General features: G+C 52.9%; 15 protein-coding genes and 2 riboswitches. Of the genes, 13 read left to right on the top strand and 2 right to left on the bottom strand.

The window, feature by feature from the left end; all coding sequences use genetic code 11:
• Window position 1 precedes the first annotated feature (1 nt).
• The 13 genes from PS14A_RS25730 to PS14A_RS25675 all read left to right on the top strand — a co-directional run bounded on the left by PS14A_RS25730 (window position 2) and on the right by PS14A_RS25675 (window position 12,393).
• On the top strand, window positions 2-2,191 hold the full coding sequence (locus PS14A_RS25730) for a Mu transposase C-terminal domain-containing protein (protein ID WP_212617525.1): 2,190 nt from the start codon (window positions 2-4) through the stop codon (window positions 2,189-2,191).
• Window positions 2,188-3,654, top strand: coding sequence for an ATP-binding protein (locus PS14A_RS25725; protein ID WP_212617524.1), 1,467 nt, complete (start codon window positions 2,188-2,190; stop codon window positions 3,652-3,654). Before PS14A_RS25730 ends, PS14A_RS25725 begins: the two co-directional genes overlap by 4 nt.
• 14 nt (window positions 3,655-3,668) lie before the next feature.
• Window positions 3,669-5,366, top strand: coding sequence for a TnsD family Tn7-like transposition protein (locus PS14A_RS25720; protein ID WP_212617523.1), 1,698 nt, complete (start codon window positions 3,669-3,671; stop codon window positions 5,364-5,366).
• Window positions 5,367-5,578: 212 nt separating this feature from the next.
• Window positions 5,579-5,640: riboswitch (Fluoride riboswitch) on the top strand.
• A 138-nt stretch (window positions 5,641-5,778) separates the two neighbouring features.
• Window positions 5,779-6,162 (top strand): fluoride efflux transporter CrcB, encoded by a 384-nt coding sequence (gene crcB / locus PS14A_RS25715; protein ID WP_212617522.1) that lies wholly within the window; start codon window positions 5,779-5,781, stop codon window positions 6,160-6,162.
• A 10-nt stretch (window positions 6,163-6,172) separates the two neighbouring features.
• Window positions 6,173-6,496 carry a DUF190 domain-containing protein gene (locus PS14A_RS25710; RefSeq protein WP_212617521.1) on the top strand — a complete coding sequence of 108 codons (324 nt, stop codon included), beginning with the start codon at window positions 6,173-6,175 and terminating at the stop codon, window positions 6,494-6,496.
• 96 nt (window positions 6,497-6,592) lie between these two features.
• Window positions 6,593-6,665: riboswitch (Fluoride riboswitch) on the top strand.
• Between the two features lie 78 nt (window positions 6,666-6,743).
• Window positions 6,744-8,090 carry a voltage-gated chloride channel family protein gene (locus PS14A_RS25705; RefSeq protein ID WP_212617520.1) on the top strand — a complete coding sequence of 449 codons (1,347 nt, stop codon included), beginning with the start codon at window positions 6,744-6,746 and terminating at the stop codon, window positions 8,088-8,090.
• Window positions 8,087-8,452: a hypothetical protein gene (locus tag PS14A_RS25700; protein WP_212617519.1), complete on the top strand. Its 366-nt coding sequence runs from the start codon at window positions 8,087-8,089 to the stop codon at window positions 8,450-8,452. Before PS14A_RS25705 ends, PS14A_RS25700 begins: the two co-directional genes overlap by 4 nt.
• An 84-nt stretch (window positions 8,453-8,536) precedes the next feature.
• A complete protein-coding gene (locus PS14A_RS25695; RefSeq protein WP_212617518.1) occupies window positions 8,537-8,860 on the top strand; it encodes a DUF190 domain-containing protein in 324 nt (107 codons plus the stop codon).
• Between the two features lie 42 nt (window positions 8,861-8,902).
• Complete coding sequence (locus PS14A_RS26705; protein ID WP_249121401.1) at window positions 8,903-9,169, top strand: hypothetical protein; 267 nt, start codon at window positions 8,903-8,905, stop codon at window positions 9,167-9,169.
• A gap of 103 nt (window positions 9,170-9,272) precedes the next feature.
• The gene (locus PS14A_RS25690; protein ID WP_212617517.1) at window positions 9,273-9,614 is read left to right on the top strand and encodes a hypothetical protein; all 342 of its coding nucleotides are present in this window, start codon (window positions 9,273-9,275) and stop codon (window positions 9,612-9,614) included.
• Window positions 9,615-9,687: 73 nt separating this feature from the next.
• Complete coding sequence (eno, locus tag PS14A_RS25685; protein ID WP_212617516.1) at window positions 9,688-10,971, top strand: phosphopyruvate hydratase; 1,284 nt, start codon at window positions 9,688-9,690, stop codon at window positions 10,969-10,971.
• Between the two features lie 357 nt (window positions 10,972-11,328).
• Complete coding sequence (gene ppa, locus PS14A_RS25680; RefSeq protein ID WP_212617515.1) at window positions 11,329-11,859, top strand: inorganic diphosphatase; 531 nt, start codon at window positions 11,329-11,331, stop codon at window positions 11,857-11,859.
• Between the two features lie 108 nt (window positions 11,860-11,967).
• Window positions 11,968-12,393: an EamA family transporter gene (locus tag PS14A_RS25675; protein ID WP_212617514.1), complete on the top strand. Its 426-nt coding sequence runs from the start codon at window positions 11,968-11,970 to the stop codon at window positions 12,391-12,393.
• A gap of 333 nt (window positions 12,394-12,726) precedes the next feature.
• Here the strand turns inward: PS14A_RS25675 and PS14A_RS25670 are convergent, their stop codons facing one another.
• The gene (locus PS14A_RS25670; protein WP_212617513.1) at window positions 12,727-13,800 is read right to left on the bottom strand and encodes an ArsO family NAD(P)H-dependent flavin-containing monooxygenase; all 1,074 of its coding nucleotides are present in this window, start codon (window positions 13,798-13,800) and stop codon (window positions 12,727-12,729) included.
• Between the two features lie 30 nt (window positions 13,801-13,830).
• Window positions 13,831-14,319 carry a cyclin-dependent kinase inhibitor 3 family protein gene (locus tag PS14A_RS25665; RefSeq protein ID WP_212617512.1) on the bottom strand — a complete coding sequence of 163 codons (489 nt, stop codon included), beginning with the start codon at window positions 14,317-14,319 and terminating at the stop codon, window positions 13,831-13,833.
• Window positions 14,320-14,329: the final 10 nt, after the last annotated feature.

The raw sequence follows: 14,329 nt of genomic DNA, 5'->3' as shown, positions 1-14,329 counted from the left end.
AATGGCAGATCTCGGAAAGAACGATGTCCTTCAGGCTGTGACAGAACCTGCTCTACTGAGGGGCATGGTGAGGGTTCTGTGGGTTGATCGGCGAAGTGATCAGATTGTGCTGATTACGATTGAGCCATCGCCAAAGCGGCCTTGGGTCATGCGTTTGTCTGATTTGAAGACCTGGTTGAGCGCCGGCGATATCAAGACCATCACGATTTCGTCCCCAACCTACATGTTGAAGGTGGAGGATGGCCTGTCGGATAAAGAGAAGACTTTCCGGGATAACAACTGGGCTCGTATTCAACCGCTGGTCGACACTGATCCCCCTGATGAGATTTTTCAGCCTGGTTCTATGGGGCGGATGGTCAGTGATCAGGCTTTAAAACTAGAAATACCGAAAAAGACCCTCTACCGCTTGCTATATCGCTATTGGGTGAGCGGGCAGGTGCGTAACGCGTTGCTTCCGGATCGAGTTAATGCCGGAGCCCCGGGCAAGCCTCGACAATATCGTGAAGGACAGAAGCCAGGACGGCCGGCTGTATTTCAGGGAGTGAAGGCTTCGACCCAATCGAAGGTGCTCAATGAGGCCGATAAAAGCTGCATCAAGACTGGTTTTGCGTTGTTTGCAAAAGGTTCCGTAGGAACCATATCTGATGCTTACATCAAGATGCTGCGCCGCTTTTATACCGTGAAGTCAATTCCTGGGGACGTCGTTGAAGATACCCCATTGCTTCCAGCCTATGAGCTGCCGACAGCTAGGCAGTTTGCTTACTGGGGACACAAAGCCTTTGATGACATTGCGGTTTTGAGGGGCCGTAGTGGTGAGCGCAATTGGCAAAAAGACCATCGCCCTCTGAGCGGCACTGTTCGGGAAAATCTGCGCGGGCCAGGCCATTTATTTGAAATCGACGCCACCATTGCAGATGTCTATCTCGTTAGTCGTTACAACCGCAATTGGATCATCGGCCGTCCAGTTGTGTATGTCGTTATCGACACTTTTTCGGGAATGATCACGGGGGTGTTCGTTGGGCTGGAGGGGCCAAGCTGGAATGGTGCCCGGCAAGCGCTTTACAACGCATTCACCTCAAAAGTGGAATTCTGCGCTGCCAACGGCGTGGATATCGAAGATGCCGACTGGCCTTGTCATCACCTACCGCACGAGGTTTTTGCAGATCGTGGTGAGATGCTTGGACAGGCAGCCGAGGGGCTTGCCTCCGGTTTGCGCATAAATTTGGGTATTGCGCCTCCCTATCGTCCAGATTGGAAAGCGATCGTGGAAAGCTCATTCAAAGTGCTGAATAACACGACGCAAATTCACTGGATTCCAGGAGCTGTGCGTAAGCGAATTCTAGAGAGGGGTGAGCGTGACTACCGACTCGACGCCACGTTGAATCTTGCTGAGTTCACCAAGATCATTATTGAGGGAATCCTTTACTACAACAGCCAGAATCGACAGCCAGCTCGACTCAATAAGGAGATGATTGCTGATCAGGTCGATCCAACCCCTATGGGGATATGGAGTTGGGCACTGAAGAATGATCGAATCGAGTCCAATACCCAGACGGAGGAGTCGATCTATTTACATCTGCTGCCTCGGGATACTGGTTCGGTGCAGAAAGGCGGGATCAAATTCAAGGGGATGTACTACGTTTGCGACTGGGCTATAGAACAGAACTGGTTTGCACGTGCCCGACATCGCGGGATTAGCAGCATCGTCTGCTGGTACGACCCAAATAGTACTCAACATATCTGGATTCAAGGCCCAGATCGGCACTTCATACGTTGTGACCTACGAAACTCTGAGGAGCGTTATCGTGGTGTCCGGTTTGAGGAGGTGATCGACATGTTGGCAATCGTCAAGCAGGAGTCTCCTGAGCTCAAGTACACAAAGTTGGCGAGTCGTGTCGCGCTGGACGCAACAATCTCGGGCGTAGTGTCGAACGCTGTGAAGGAAAAGAAGGCGACGATGGAGTCAGGCTCGAAATCGCAGAAGCTTGGTGACATTCGGACCAATAGGTCTCTCGAACGCATGCAGGAGCGGTCGGAGTCGGTAGTGCCTGAGGACTTGAGAGCCGCTACTTCAAATCAGAATTCTCAAGCCCTCAACACAGGTCTTGGCGTAGCTGAAAATTACGCTGGTACCCGTAGTGCTGAAGTTATTGATCTGCTCAGTCGCTTCCGCCCGGGAGGTAGCAAATGAATCGAAGTGCCCAGGATTTCGCGAAATACCATGAATCTCCCGTTCTGGAGTTTCAAGGTAATCCGTTGATTGAGGCTTTACCTCCAATTCTCTCTGAGAGTGATGCGGCATCGCTGATCTCGCACTTTCCTCCTGTGGTCGAGGAAGAGCGACAGCACGATAAGTCTGTCAGGCTCCATTGCATCGATCGTCTGCGTTCAGTTGTTCAACCACTACCAATTCATCTTGAGCTGGAGTCTGCATTTTCCTCGCTGCTGCGTAGTGGTTATGTAGGGCGGAACCCGATGTCTACTGCCACCGTAAGACATTTGCACTCGCTGTCGGCACCAGGAGGTTCTGATGGATTTCGTTCAACGGCGACTACTTTCAGCCTTGTAGGGTTGAGCGGAATCGGGAAGTCCACCGCTCTTGAGTCAATTCTTCGGCTCTATCCGCAAACGATCGTTCATCAGCGTTATGAAGGTCGATCCTTTGTGCAGACGCAGATCACCTGGTTGAAACTGGATTGTCCATTTGATGGATCGCTCAGCGGTTTATGCCGTGCGTTTTTCCGAGCTGTCGACCAAGCGATCGGCCAAGATCGATATGCGAACAGCTATCGTGCGCGGAATGGATTACCTGACCTCATCCAGCGCATGGAACAGGTGGCGAGTACCTACTTTGTCGGTGCCCTACTGATCGATGAAATTCAGCATTTACGCTCTGCCCGGACTGGCGGTAAAGACAACATGCTCAATTTTTTCGTAAACCTGATCAACTCCATTGGCATCCCGGTCGTCTTCATCGGCACCAATTCGATGATCAGCCTCTTCTCTGATGTTCTGAGAAACGCCAGGCGAGGATGTGGCCTGGGCGTCACGGAATTTCAGAGATTCGAAAAAGAGGATCCGGTGTGGAGAATGCTGGTTGAGTCCCTGTGGGAGTATCAGTGGTGTCGTGAGTTCAGCCCACTGTCGGATGAGTTGTTTGATGTGCTCTATGACTTGACTCAAGGAGTCACTGACTTTTTGGTGAAACTGCTGATTCTTGGGCAGCGCTTTGCGATCCAGAGTGGAGAGGATCGGCTTACACCCAGTACGTTCAGGCGGGTTTCTGACAAAAAAATGCAGATACTCAAGCCGGCGCTTTCGGCTCTACGCAGCCGAGATCCGCGTCAACTAAGCCGCTTTGAAGATCTGCTACCGATAGATGATCAGCTCCAAAGCATGATGACTCTGAACGCTAATGAAGTAATGGATCGACTGGCTTTATTGCGCAGTATTACGCCAGTCCCTCGGATGGAGGCGCCCTCAGAGAAAGTTTCCAGCACACCGAAAGCCAGTCCGGTTCAGGTCGATGCTAAACGTTCACCAACGAAAGCAACTGTAATTGCGCAAGATGAAGATCCATTGCAGAGGTTAAGAGAGGAAGGTTGGTTGAACACTGATGTGTTCGAATTTTCTCCTCTGCATCGGAAGGTGTAGTTCGTGAGGTTGAAATGGATCATGAATTTCATTTCTTTCCTGCTGCCTGTCCCGATGAAACGCTGCATAGCCTTTTATCGAGGTATGTTCGCCTATCTGGATTAGGATCTTGGGCTGCGGTATTCAACGCAGCCCAAGGTGACGGAAGTTTCGCGCGCGACCTTCCATTCCCCTGCCATTTGATTGATCTGGTGCAAGCGTTGCCATCGGGCGCGAATCTCAGACTCGATTCAATCATTTCCAGGCATACGCTACTGCCGTACTACCAACCCTTCCTCACCGAGCAGCAACTGGCCGACGCCCAGTTTCAGATGTCCTATCGGGGAGGGATTGGCCTTAAAACTAAACTCGGAATCATCGCTAGCCGACTGGAAGCAACGTCCAGAACGCGGTTTTGCCAAATTTGTTTGGTAACAGATAACCGTGATTACGGAACGGCGTATTGGCATCGCGTACACCAATTGCCTGGAGTGTGGATCTGCCCCCGCTGTCAGGTGCCTCTTTCAGTAGTCGATCATCACTGGCTAGCCAAAGGGCTTAGGAAGCTTTCTTTGCCACAGGATGAGGACGTCCAAGCACATTCATCTCGGTTTTTGGTGAACAAGCGTCAGCACCAAGCCCTGCTTGCTCTTGCCCGAAGCTCTCTACATCTACTTGACGTCAACGCTCCGCCTCAACCAGCCGCGCTGATTCGCCAGGCATTGTTAAACGTGGTCATTGAGCGAGGTCTCGCCTCTCCGTCTGGCCGGCTATGCCTCAGTGAATTAGCCCACTTTTTACATAGGCATATTGAAGCGTTCCCCGCGAGCGGAGAGTTCCTTACATTGAAAAGTGAGTTGGATAGCCCGCCTGCGTGTTGGGTGACCAAGATTTTGCGCAAGCCGAGGGGAACACATCATCCCCTCAAATATTTGATGCTGGCGGATGCTTTCGGTCTGGACCTGTCCAGAGTTCTACGTACCAGTGGAGTTCCGTCATGTATCCCACCAAGGCGTCAAAAGGTAGCGCCATGCGCTGTGCAGATTTATGCCAGCGTCACTGAAAAGCCAGCAAAGCAATCGATACAACGCCCGCATGTTTCAAAGCAAACTGAGGAGGCCGTTTGGGAGAAAGCCATTACAGGAGCCGGCGCCGAGGAGATAGCGCGCTCACTAAAATTGTCGGTCGCTTCAGTCTACCGTTCGATCAGGGCTGTTTCAGGAGGTGCACATAGGTGGAAACAGGTGAAAGTCATGAAGGAGCGCGACACGAGGCGTGAGCGTTTTTCGCGTCACTACCTGAGCTCACTTGCACATGAGTGCCCAGATTACAGTTGGTTGTACCGCAACGATCGTCATTGGTTAATGGCTCATTTAGGCAAGAATGGAGCTGATAAAAGACACCGGGAACCAAGCAACCTGTTCACTGAGTTGGATACGTTACTCGCAGAAAAAATCATCGGGTGCGCACTTTCAATTCGATCACTATCCGGTAAACCGGTACGTGTCAGCAAAACACGGATCGGCCGCGAACTCGATGCCTTATCTCGGTTTGAGAAGCAGTTGGATCGGCTTCCGCTTTGTGCCGATGCATTGACCTCAGTGTGTGAAAGTACCGAAGATTTTCATCGCCGCCGCTTGGTATGGGCAACGGAAAAGCTTGGGCGACTTGGAAGGCCAATCACGCGCGCTGCAATATACAGAGCCGCCTCGATCAGACCGCCAGTAGTTTGACTGTTGTGTAATTGTATGGTCTTGACCATCCATTTCTATTGCCACTGACCAGTCAATCGCATCTGTGCAGACCACCGATTGCATTCGACTTGACCAGCACACGCCGTAGTGACGACCGGCCGGGAACATACATTGTCGCCGGTCAACATTGGCTGAAATGGATCGAATGTGGTTAGTCATGAGATGCCGCGTTTCGCCATTTTGCTGCTAGATTGTAATCAGGAGATGGCATTCCTCCTTTAACCGCCTTCGTGCTGATGATGCCTACGTGAACCCTGGACAGGGCGCGTAGGTCTATCCGCTTCCTGTCCCCAATCTAGGACAGGATTATGATCCTACTACCCCAGTCGCCACTCTCGCGTTTTGCTTACCTGCTACATGTTTGGCCTAGGTCTGACGAGGTGAGCCCGCCATGTTGAAATCACTTGTAGTTATCGCCGTTGGCGCGTCACTTGGTGCCTGGTTGCGCTGGCTCTTTGGCATGAAGCTAAACGCTCTGTTCCCTACGATTCCCCCAGGCACAGTGGTTGCAAACATGGTTGGGGGCTACATCATTGGTGTAGCTATCGCGTTTTTAGCCGCATCCCCCACCCTGAGTCCTGAGTGGCGTCTGCTGATCATCACGGGTTTCTGTGGCGGGCTTACGACCTTTTCTACGTTTTCGGCAGAAACAGTTGCCCTGATCCAGGAAGGCAAGCTGCTGTGGGCGCTCGCTTCGGTTTCATTACACGTCATAGGCTCGCTGGCGATGACGGCTGCCGGGCTTCTGTCCTATCAAATGATTGGTACGCGCTGAGGAGATGAGAATGAAAGGTTTTCTGGTGATTTTCTTTACCCAACAGAACCGTCGTTATCAGGGAGAGATGCTCGGCGACTGGATCGTAGATTTGGCGAAAGAAATGGGACTACGTGGTGCAACCCTATCTACGGGTATCGAGGGTTTTGGGCATACCGGTCGGCTGCACTCATCGCATTTTTTTGAACTGGCGGATCAGCCAACCGAAATTCGCATGGCGATCACCGAGGACGAATCTGAACGGTTGTTCAAGCGATTGGAGCTTGAGGAAATCTCTGTGTTCTACATAAAGACTCCAATTGAAATGGGCTTCGTCGGCAAAAAAACCACCTAGTCCGGCATCCTTTTACCAGGCAAGGCTTCAGGAGATCTTCCTGCGCTTACTGCCTCCGTAACATGATTTTACATTTTGAGCGGAGCTAGCTAAGATCGACTGATTGGAGATGGCATTCCTCCATTAACCAACCGCTGCGCCCGTAGCAGCTGATGATGCCTACAGAAACCTGATCAATCAGGTCTGTAGGCGTTCGCGCTCAGAATCCCTTTTTGGTCAGGCCCACTAACTTTTTGTGGCTGGCCAAATGTCTAAATTTCGACGACCTGAACAACTCGACTTACTGCCCTACATAGCGAAATGGCTTGCGCTTGCAGGTCTTGTAGCTCTTTTGGCAGGCTCTGCCTCTGCGTTATTCCTCCTTTCTTTGGATCATGCCACCCAGTGGCGAGAAACCCATCCTTGGATGATCTGGCTCCTGCCAGTGGCTGGCTTCGCTGTGGGACTTGCGTATCACTTGATAGGCAAACCTGTTGATGCCGGAAACAACCTGATCATCGATGAGATCCATAATCCTAAGAAGATCGTGCCTTTGCGCATGGTGCCGATGGTGCTGATCGGAACCGTGGTTTCCCACCTATTCGGTGCATCTGTGGGACGTGAGGGAACGGCGGTGCAGATGGGCGGCGCTCTTGCCGATCAACTGACGCATGTCTTTCGGCTGCGCCGTGAAGATCGCCGGGTGATTCTCATGGCCGGTATCAGCGCTGGCTTTGCGTCCGTCTTCGGAACCCCTCTTGCCGGGGCGTTGTTCGGACTTGAAGTCTTGGCCATCGGACGTATGCGTTACGACGCGCTTTTCCCTTGCGTGGTTGCGGCAATCGTTGCTGACCAGGTGGGGCAAGCCTGGGGAGTCGTTCACACGCATTACGTAATTGGCGAAGTTGTTCCGGTACAGCTCTGGAGCGTCATGGCTTTGGTGGCCGCAGGGATTATCTTCGGCCTCACTGGCCTGCTATTCGCGACGGCCACCCATAAGCTCGGGGCGTTCGTTAAACGGCTTATCACCTATTCCCCATTAAGACCCTTCGTCGGTGGCTTGCTGATCGCAGTCGCAGTGTGGGCGGTCGGTAGTAACCATTACATCGATGTCGATAAGTACATCGGACTGGGCATTCCGAGCATCGTCCAATCCTTTCAAATGCCAATGGCTCCTTGGGATTGGCTTGGAAAAATGGTGTTTACCGTTGTATCCCTGGGCACTGGATTCAAAGGCGGTGAAGTGACACCGCTGTTTTACATCGGAGCCACCTTAGGGAATGCGCTGGCCCCCCTCTTGCACCTTCCCTTCGGCATGCTGGCGGGTATCGGCTTTGTCGCCGTCTTTGCCGGTGCAGCTAATACGCCGCTGGCAACCATCGTCATGGCCATGGAATTGTTCGGACCTGAAATCGCTCCGCTTGCGGCCATTGCCTGTATCGCCAGTTACCTCGTATCCGGACACACCGGGATCTATCACGCCCAGCGCGTCGGTCACAGCAAGCATCACCGTCCTCTGCCGGAGGAAATCCGACTCTCTGATATCAAGCAATTTCATGCTCAAAGTGAATCCGCCAGCGAGCGGAAAGTGACTCTTGTGGGGGAAGAGAAATGACCGAACATCACCAAGATCGCCTGACAGCTTTGCAACTCTATTTTCCTGGCGCTAGCCGGGCTCGAGTTACAAATTTCTGGCATCACCTGAGTGCGCCCGCGCTTGCCCAACACCTTCTTAAAGTCGCCCAAAAAGCCAAGATTGAGCAGGTCATGCTCAAGCCGATTTCTGCAGGCTATTTGCCGGGCCATCGCATCTCACATCATCACCCGGAGCTTGGCAATATGCGTCATCCCCAGTGTCTGGAGTTGCTGGATACAGAGGGCAAGCTGCGCACATTCCTGCGCGACCACGCTGACGAGTTACGCAAGGTGCGAGCAGTTCTCCTGTTATGCGAGTTACCGCTCAGTGACGCTCTGTAATTCAGTTTTGAAGAAACAATTCGCAAATGAAGAGGCATGGCCAACCAAGCGTTGGTCGCTCTCGCCACATCAGAGGATGTTGCCATGAATGGTTTTCAACTGACGTTTTTCACTGAGCAGAGTAGCAACTACCAGCACCTTCCACTGGGTGAGTGGTTGGTCGAGTTCGCCAAACGAGAGGGTGTGCTGGGTGCGACGTTGGTGAGCGGTACCGAGGGGCTGGATCATTTGGGGCATTTGCATACCGCGCATTTCCTCAGCGGTGCCGATCATCCGGTCACGGTGACGATATCCACTGATGAGCCTGGGTGCGACAAGTTGCTGGAGGCGTTGGCCAAGGAGTCGTTTTCGCTGAGCTATCTCAAATTGCCCATTGAGTACGGTCGAGTCGGCCAAGCGGAAAACTAAAAACACACCGATTTGGACAGCTAACAAAAAAGGATAAACGCCATGTACCGAGTTTATAACCTGCGTCCACAACCTGCTCTCGCTGGCTGGGCTCATACCAACAGGCGGCTCCTCGTAGGACTAATTTTTTGGTCACTTTTTCTGGCGGGGATTGCGGGCAGCCAAAGGGTCTCCAGCGAGGGGTGGTACATCGTCAACACCCTCGAAGGCGCCTTAGTAACGATGCGCATGCCCAGTGAGAAGTCCTGCAAAGCCGACGTAGCCCACACCTGCGTGCCGGGCTACGAGCTGAGAGCACAGCAACGTTGAGCGTAATGAGCGCGATGGCGGCGGGTAATCCAAAGATGAGATTGCGAAATGGAGCTCACCGACGTCGGCTCATCAAAACCACTTTAGAAAATTGGGAGACCACATGAGCGCAGTGATGCTGAGCATCGTATTCGGGCTTGTGATGGGCAGGGTTTTTACAGGATCCGTCTATGAATTCGCCGTGCTATTCATCGTAAGCATTGGCGTGTCGTTGCTGACCTTTCATCTGCTTAATCAAAGGCGGGCCAGGCTACAAGCCCAGACTGCGTACTGCTGCTCCGTGATGGTTGCGTCAAAACAAATGCTGGAGCTTTTCCAGATGGCAAAGGGAGGGCAGTTCATGCCCTTGGTGGGAGAGATTCCCGAACTAATTATTGGAGGGTTCTTGGTTCCCGCAATTGCGGCGTCGACCGTGCAGCTGTTCAGGATACTCAGGGAGAGCTGACGCCCGACACAGAGACCTCTCAGCGTATTCACATGGTTAATAACCTTCCCGAATCGTTCCTTGGAGAAGAGCAATGAAAACACAAATCCAAGCTATTCACGCACGTGAAATTCTCGACTCACGCGGCAACCCAACCGTTGAAGTCGACGTCACCTTGGAGTGCGGAGCCCAGGGCCGGGCTTCAGTGCCGTCCGGTGCCTCTACAGGCGCTCACGAAGCAGTTGAGTTGCGCGACCAAGATATCCAGCGGTATTCCGGCAAAGGAGTGTTAAAGGCGGTTAGCAATGTGAATACCGAAATACTCGAGTCTTTGAGAGGCCTGGATGCGGTTGACCAGGAACAGATTGATCATCTGATGATTAAGCTCGATGGAACCTCTGATAAATCTAGGCTTGGAGGAAACGCTATTTTGGGCGTAAGCCTAGCCGCTGCCAGAGCGGCGGCTTCGGCGATGAACGTGCCCTTGTTCCAATATCTGGGCGGCGAGCAAGCAGCAAGAATGCCCGTTCCGATGTTCAATATTCTCAATGGCGGTGTTCACGCCAACTGGCAGGGCCCTGACTTTCAGGAATTCATGATTGCACCTACAGGGGCTGGCAGTTTTAAGGAAGCCTTGCGATGGGGCGCTGAGGTGTACCACGAGCTGAAAGCGGTGCTTAAGGACGCCGGCTATTCAACAGCGGTCGGAGATGAGGGCGGCTTTGCGCCGGCACTCAAGAAAAACTCAGACGCCATCGAGCTGATCATTAAGGCAATTGAAAGGGCTGGTTATACCCTTGGATCTCAGATCGAGATCGCTATCGATCCTGCATCCAGCGGTTTCTATGAAAGCGGCCTTTACCACCTACGCTCGGAAGGCCGCAAAGTTGATGCCCAAGAGCTGATTAGCCTCTATTCCTCATGGGTCGATAAGTACCCGATTGCGGTACTGGAAGATGGCCTCGCGGAAGACGATTGGTCGGGTTGGAAGCAATTGAATGCTGCATTGGGTGATCGGATCGAGTTGGTGGGAGATGACCTGTTCGTCACCAACGTCGAACGAATTCAGCGAGGCATCACAGAAAACGTCGCAAATGCCGTACTGATCAAACCCAATCAAATCGGAACCTTAACTGAGACCAAAGCCGCCATCCAAATGGCCTACGGGGCAAATTGGGGGGCGATGGTTTCTCATCGTAGCGGCGAGACTGTGGACAGCTTCATCGCTGATCTGACCGTTGTCATGGGGACTGGCCATCTCAAGACCGGAGCTCCATGCCGGGGCGAGCGTGTCGAGAAATACAATCAGTTTCTGCGAATAGAAGAGCACCTGGGAAGCCGTGCCATCTATGCAGGACATGATGCGTTTGTGCGGTGATATCCACCGATTTGAGGCCCGCCAGTTTGAAGTGAGAGAGACGTAATGACCCCGTCAGAGAAGCTAGTCGACTGGAACAAGAGATGGAGAATCCAGAGCGGCATTGTCATTTGTCGACAGTGCGCGGCGCAGCAGCCTGAGACATTGAGTCATCAACCGTTCGCCCACGGCTTTGGCTGTGGTGAGGTCAGCTCGCAGTTTTCGCAACCTTGGACTGACTTGGATGCAATCAGAAAGTCATTCGCCTTACAGCCGCTAAATCTGTTGGTTTGGTCAGCGTAAAAAATCGAATCACGTGTATCCGTTGGCAAAAACGTCAGCGGCCTTAGCCCTACCTAGACACCTGGAGATATGAGCATGAGCTACACGGACATTCCAGCAGGTAAAGCGATCCCTGATGATTTTTTCACCGTTATCGAGATTCCCGCAAACCACTCTCCGATCAAGTACGAAGTGGACAAGCCAAGTGGGCAGATCTTCGTCGACCGCTTCCTCAGCACACCGATGTTCTACCCGGCCAACTACGGGTTCATTCCAAATACGTTGAGCGATGATGGCGATCCTTTGGATGTTCTGGTGATTTGCCCTTACCCGGTATCGCCTGGCGTTGTCATTCGCAGTCGCCCGGTTGGTGTGATGTACATGACTGACGAAGCTGGTGCGGATGCGAAGGTGATCGCAGTGCCTCATGAAAAACTCAGCTCTATGTACAGCAACGTAAAGGAATGCTCTGACCTCCCAGCGTTACTCCTCGCACAGATCCAGCACTTCTTCGAAAACTACAAGGCATTGGAGCCTGGTAAGTGGGTAAAGATGGGCCGCTGGGGAAGCGCAGATGAAGCACGGGAAGAGATTCGCAAGTCGGTAGCGGCGTACGTCCCGAAATAAGTCCGCCGCCAGACTGGCTGCGTCAGCCAGAAGTAGGTACTGAGGGGCAAGTGATTTGCGATTGGCCTCTCAGTGTTTACAACATCAAATGTTCAGGGAAACACACACATGGAAAAATGGGTGGCTTATGCCTTCATCTCAATGTTTTTTGCCGGGTTTACTTCTGTGATCGCCAAGATGGGACTCGCAGGGATTTCAGGTGAGCTTGGTCTAACAGTTCGCACCCTCTTCGTGTGTGCCTTTGTACTCGTATTCGCAGCCTGGGCTGTTCCGACACAGGAAGTGACCAGCATCACAAGCCGAAATCTGTATTGGCTAGGACTGTCTGGCGTTACCACTGCTTTGTCGTGGATCTTCTACTACAAGGCACTGAAGGTCGGGGATGTCGCCACCGTGGCACTGATCGATAAAGGTAGCGTGTTCGTTGCCATGCTGCTCGCCGGTCTGGTGCTTCGAGAGGTCATCACAATCCGCATGATCGCCGGGGCAGGCCTGATCGTAGCAGGGCTGCTGGTGATCGCCAAAAAGCCGTAGGTTCTCAATCATTCAATTTTGGGCGGTCAGAAACATCGTGCGCTCCAGTCACGCGAGATCTCAAGCGCTGAGGATGTAAATCATCCATACGAAGACCAGCGAGTAAAAACTCTGGGTAATGAGTCGCAGGAGCCAAGGCTACGTGGGCGGTTGTACCGCCATGGATTACTAATCAATTTGAATCGGCACTAGTTTCGTATGCATCGGAATGACTGCTTTTGGCCGATTTGTTCCTGTCACCACCGGCAGCAATTCAATGCTAACGAGTGGTCAGAAGCTATGCAATCAGGTGGCCAAGTGGAGTGCAATTTCGCAATAGTGATGGAAAGCCGTTCAGGTTATCTCTTGAGCCAAATATTGCTGTATCTCCTTCACGACGTTACGGGCGGTGCGTGTCACCCCAATCAACGTTGCGGAGGCCAAGCCAGTCCAGTCGCCGTAACCAATTAGCCAAAGCCGAGGTTGGATTAATGAGCGGTTGTCGTGAACGTCGACTCGCCCCAGTGAGTTGACCACGTTGAGCCCGCGCAGGTGGTTCAAGGAGGGAGCGAAACCAGTGCACCAAATAATGGCGTCAACCCTGGTTTCATCTTCATTTTTCCAGACAACGCCGTCTGGCGTAAAAAACTCAAATGGTCGTACAGCTTTCAAAACACCACGTTCACGTGCTTCTTTCACCGACGGCACCATGACGATGTCACCCAATCCGCCGGTTGGTTGGGGTATGTCATGTCCTTCCTGGTGGGCTTTCAGACGCTCAGTGGCACGCTCAAAAAGCACACGGCCATCTACGTCATCAGGCAAATACATTGGGTCGTCCAGGGTCACCCAGGTAGCGTCCGCCACCTTGGATATCTCGGCGTAGATCTGGGCACCTGAGTTACCACCGCCGATAACCAGCACCCGTTTGCCTTGGAACGACTCGGCGCAACGGTAGTGCGCTGAGTGAATCTGCTGACCTTGATAAAGCTCGCTCTTCGGGTAATGAGGAATGCGGGGATTGCTCCAAGTCCCGGTCGCGCTGATTACGACTTTGGCATCCCAATGCTGAGTTTCTGAGTGGACCCGCAGACCGAAACTCATAGGCTCAACGTTCGTGACCTCTACGGGACGTACGATGGGAAACCCGTACCTGCTTTCGTACTGTGCCAGGTAATCAACAACATGATCTCGACCGGGATTGCCATCAGTCACCGGTGGCATGGGCCACCCTGCGATTGAGCTCCAGGCAGACGGTGAGAACAGCTGTAATGAATCCCATCCGTGACGCCACGCACCGCCCGGGCCTTGTTCTGCGTCTAACAGAACGAACGACAAGCCAGTGCGTTTGAGGAAGTAAGCCGTTGTCAGCGCAGCCTGACCTGCTCCAATGACCACCACATCCAGCAGTGTGTTTTGAGTGCCCATTAACTACTACCTCCGGCTAAGACAAAGCTTTCAAAGTCGCTCGATGTAAGCGACGTGCGAAGGTTTTTGGATGGCTCGCGGTCGCAGTTGCTGGACCAACTCAACAGCTCGGGTACGCGGCACCCCTCTGTCGATCATGAGTTTTGCGGCGACTAACCCAGTACGTCCCGACCCACCTTTGCAATGAATCGCAATAGCCTGGTTTGCGTCCAGAAGCTTCGACAACGCAGGGAGAACCTTCTGCCAGCGGGTCTCCAATTCAGCGTCAGGAGCCTCATCGTCCTCAATCGGTAGCTGGTACCACGCGAGCCCTGCCGCTTGGACTTGCTGACCTAACTCACCAACACCGTTGTGAGTGAGTTCGGCGTCGGACATCAGACTGACGATGGCACTGGCGCCTGCGTTTTTCAGAGTGCCGAGCGCTTGCTGGAGCGCCTCATCCTGAGTGCCCGGACACGGGGTAAAGATGAGAGAGCCCGCACCGTCTGGCATTGCTAGGATCGAGAAAGGGTGAGACATGATGAGATCC

This window comes from Pseudomonas sp. 14A (assembly GCF_018132745.1).
Taxonomy (GTDB): domain Bacteria; phylum Pseudomonadota; class Gammaproteobacteria; order Pseudomonadales; family Pseudomonadaceae; genus Aquipseudomonas; species Aquipseudomonas mercuritolerans.
The sequence above is the reverse complement of the archived record's forward strand: the minus strand, read 5'-3'. Positions and strand labels throughout refer to the sequence as shown.

Bases quoted from the DNA above. Each gene is read 5' to 3' on its own strand.
- PS14A_RS25710 (WP_212617521.1), top strand. From the start codon at position 6,173: ATGAAAGGTTTTCTGGTGATTTTCTTTACCCAACAGAACCGTCGTTAT.
- PS14A_RS25665 (WP_212617512.1), bottom strand. From the start codon at position 14,319: ATGTCTCACCCTTTCTCGATCCTAGCAATGCCAGACGGTGCGGGCTCT.
- eno (WP_212617516.1), top strand. From the start codon at position 9,688: ATGAAAACACAAATCCAAGCTATTCACGCACGTGAAATTCTCGACTCA.
- PS14A_RS25730 (WP_212617525.1), top strand. From the start codon at position 2: ATGGCAGATCTCGGAAAGAACGATGTCCTTCAGGCTGTGACAGAACCT.
- PS14A_RS26705 (WP_249121401.1), top strand. From the start codon at position 8,903: ATGTACCGAGTTTATAACCTGCGTCCACAACCTGCTCTCGCTGGCTGG.
- ppa (WP_212617515.1), top strand. From the start codon at position 11,329: ATGAGCTACACGGACATTCCAGCAGGTAAAGCGATCCCTGATGATTTT.
- PS14A_RS25725 (WP_212617524.1), top strand. From the start codon at position 2,188: ATGAATCGAAGTGCCCAGGATTTCGCGAAATACCATGAATCTCCCGTT.
- PS14A_RS25720 (WP_212617523.1), top strand. From the start codon at position 3,669: ATGGATCATGAATTTCATTTCTTTCCTGCTGCCTGTCCCGATGAAACG.
- PS14A_RS25690 (WP_212617517.1), top strand. From the start codon at position 9,273: ATGAGCGCAGTGATGCTGAGCATCGTATTCGGGCTTGTGATGGGCAGG.
- PS14A_RS25705 (WP_212617520.1), top strand. From the start codon at position 6,744: ATGTCTAAATTTCGACGACCTGAACAACTCGACTTACTGCCCTACATA.
- PS14A_RS25675 (WP_212617514.1), top strand. From the start codon at position 11,968: ATGGAAAAATGGGTGGCTTATGCCTTCATCTCAATGTTTTTTGCCGGG.
- crcB (WP_212617522.1), top strand. From the start codon at position 5,779: ATGTTGAAATCACTTGTAGTTATCGCCGTTGGCGCGTCACTTGGTGCC.
- PS14A_RS25695 (WP_212617518.1), top strand. From the start codon at position 8,537: ATGAATGGTTTTCAACTGACGTTTTTCACTGAGCAGAGTAGCAACTAC.
- PS14A_RS25700 (WP_212617519.1), top strand. From the start codon at position 8,087: ATGACCGAACATCACCAAGATCGCCTGACAGCTTTGCAACTCTATTTT.
- PS14A_RS25670 (WP_212617513.1), bottom strand. From the start codon at position 13,800: ATGGGCACTCAAAACACACTGCTGGATGTGGTGGTCATTGGAGCAGGT.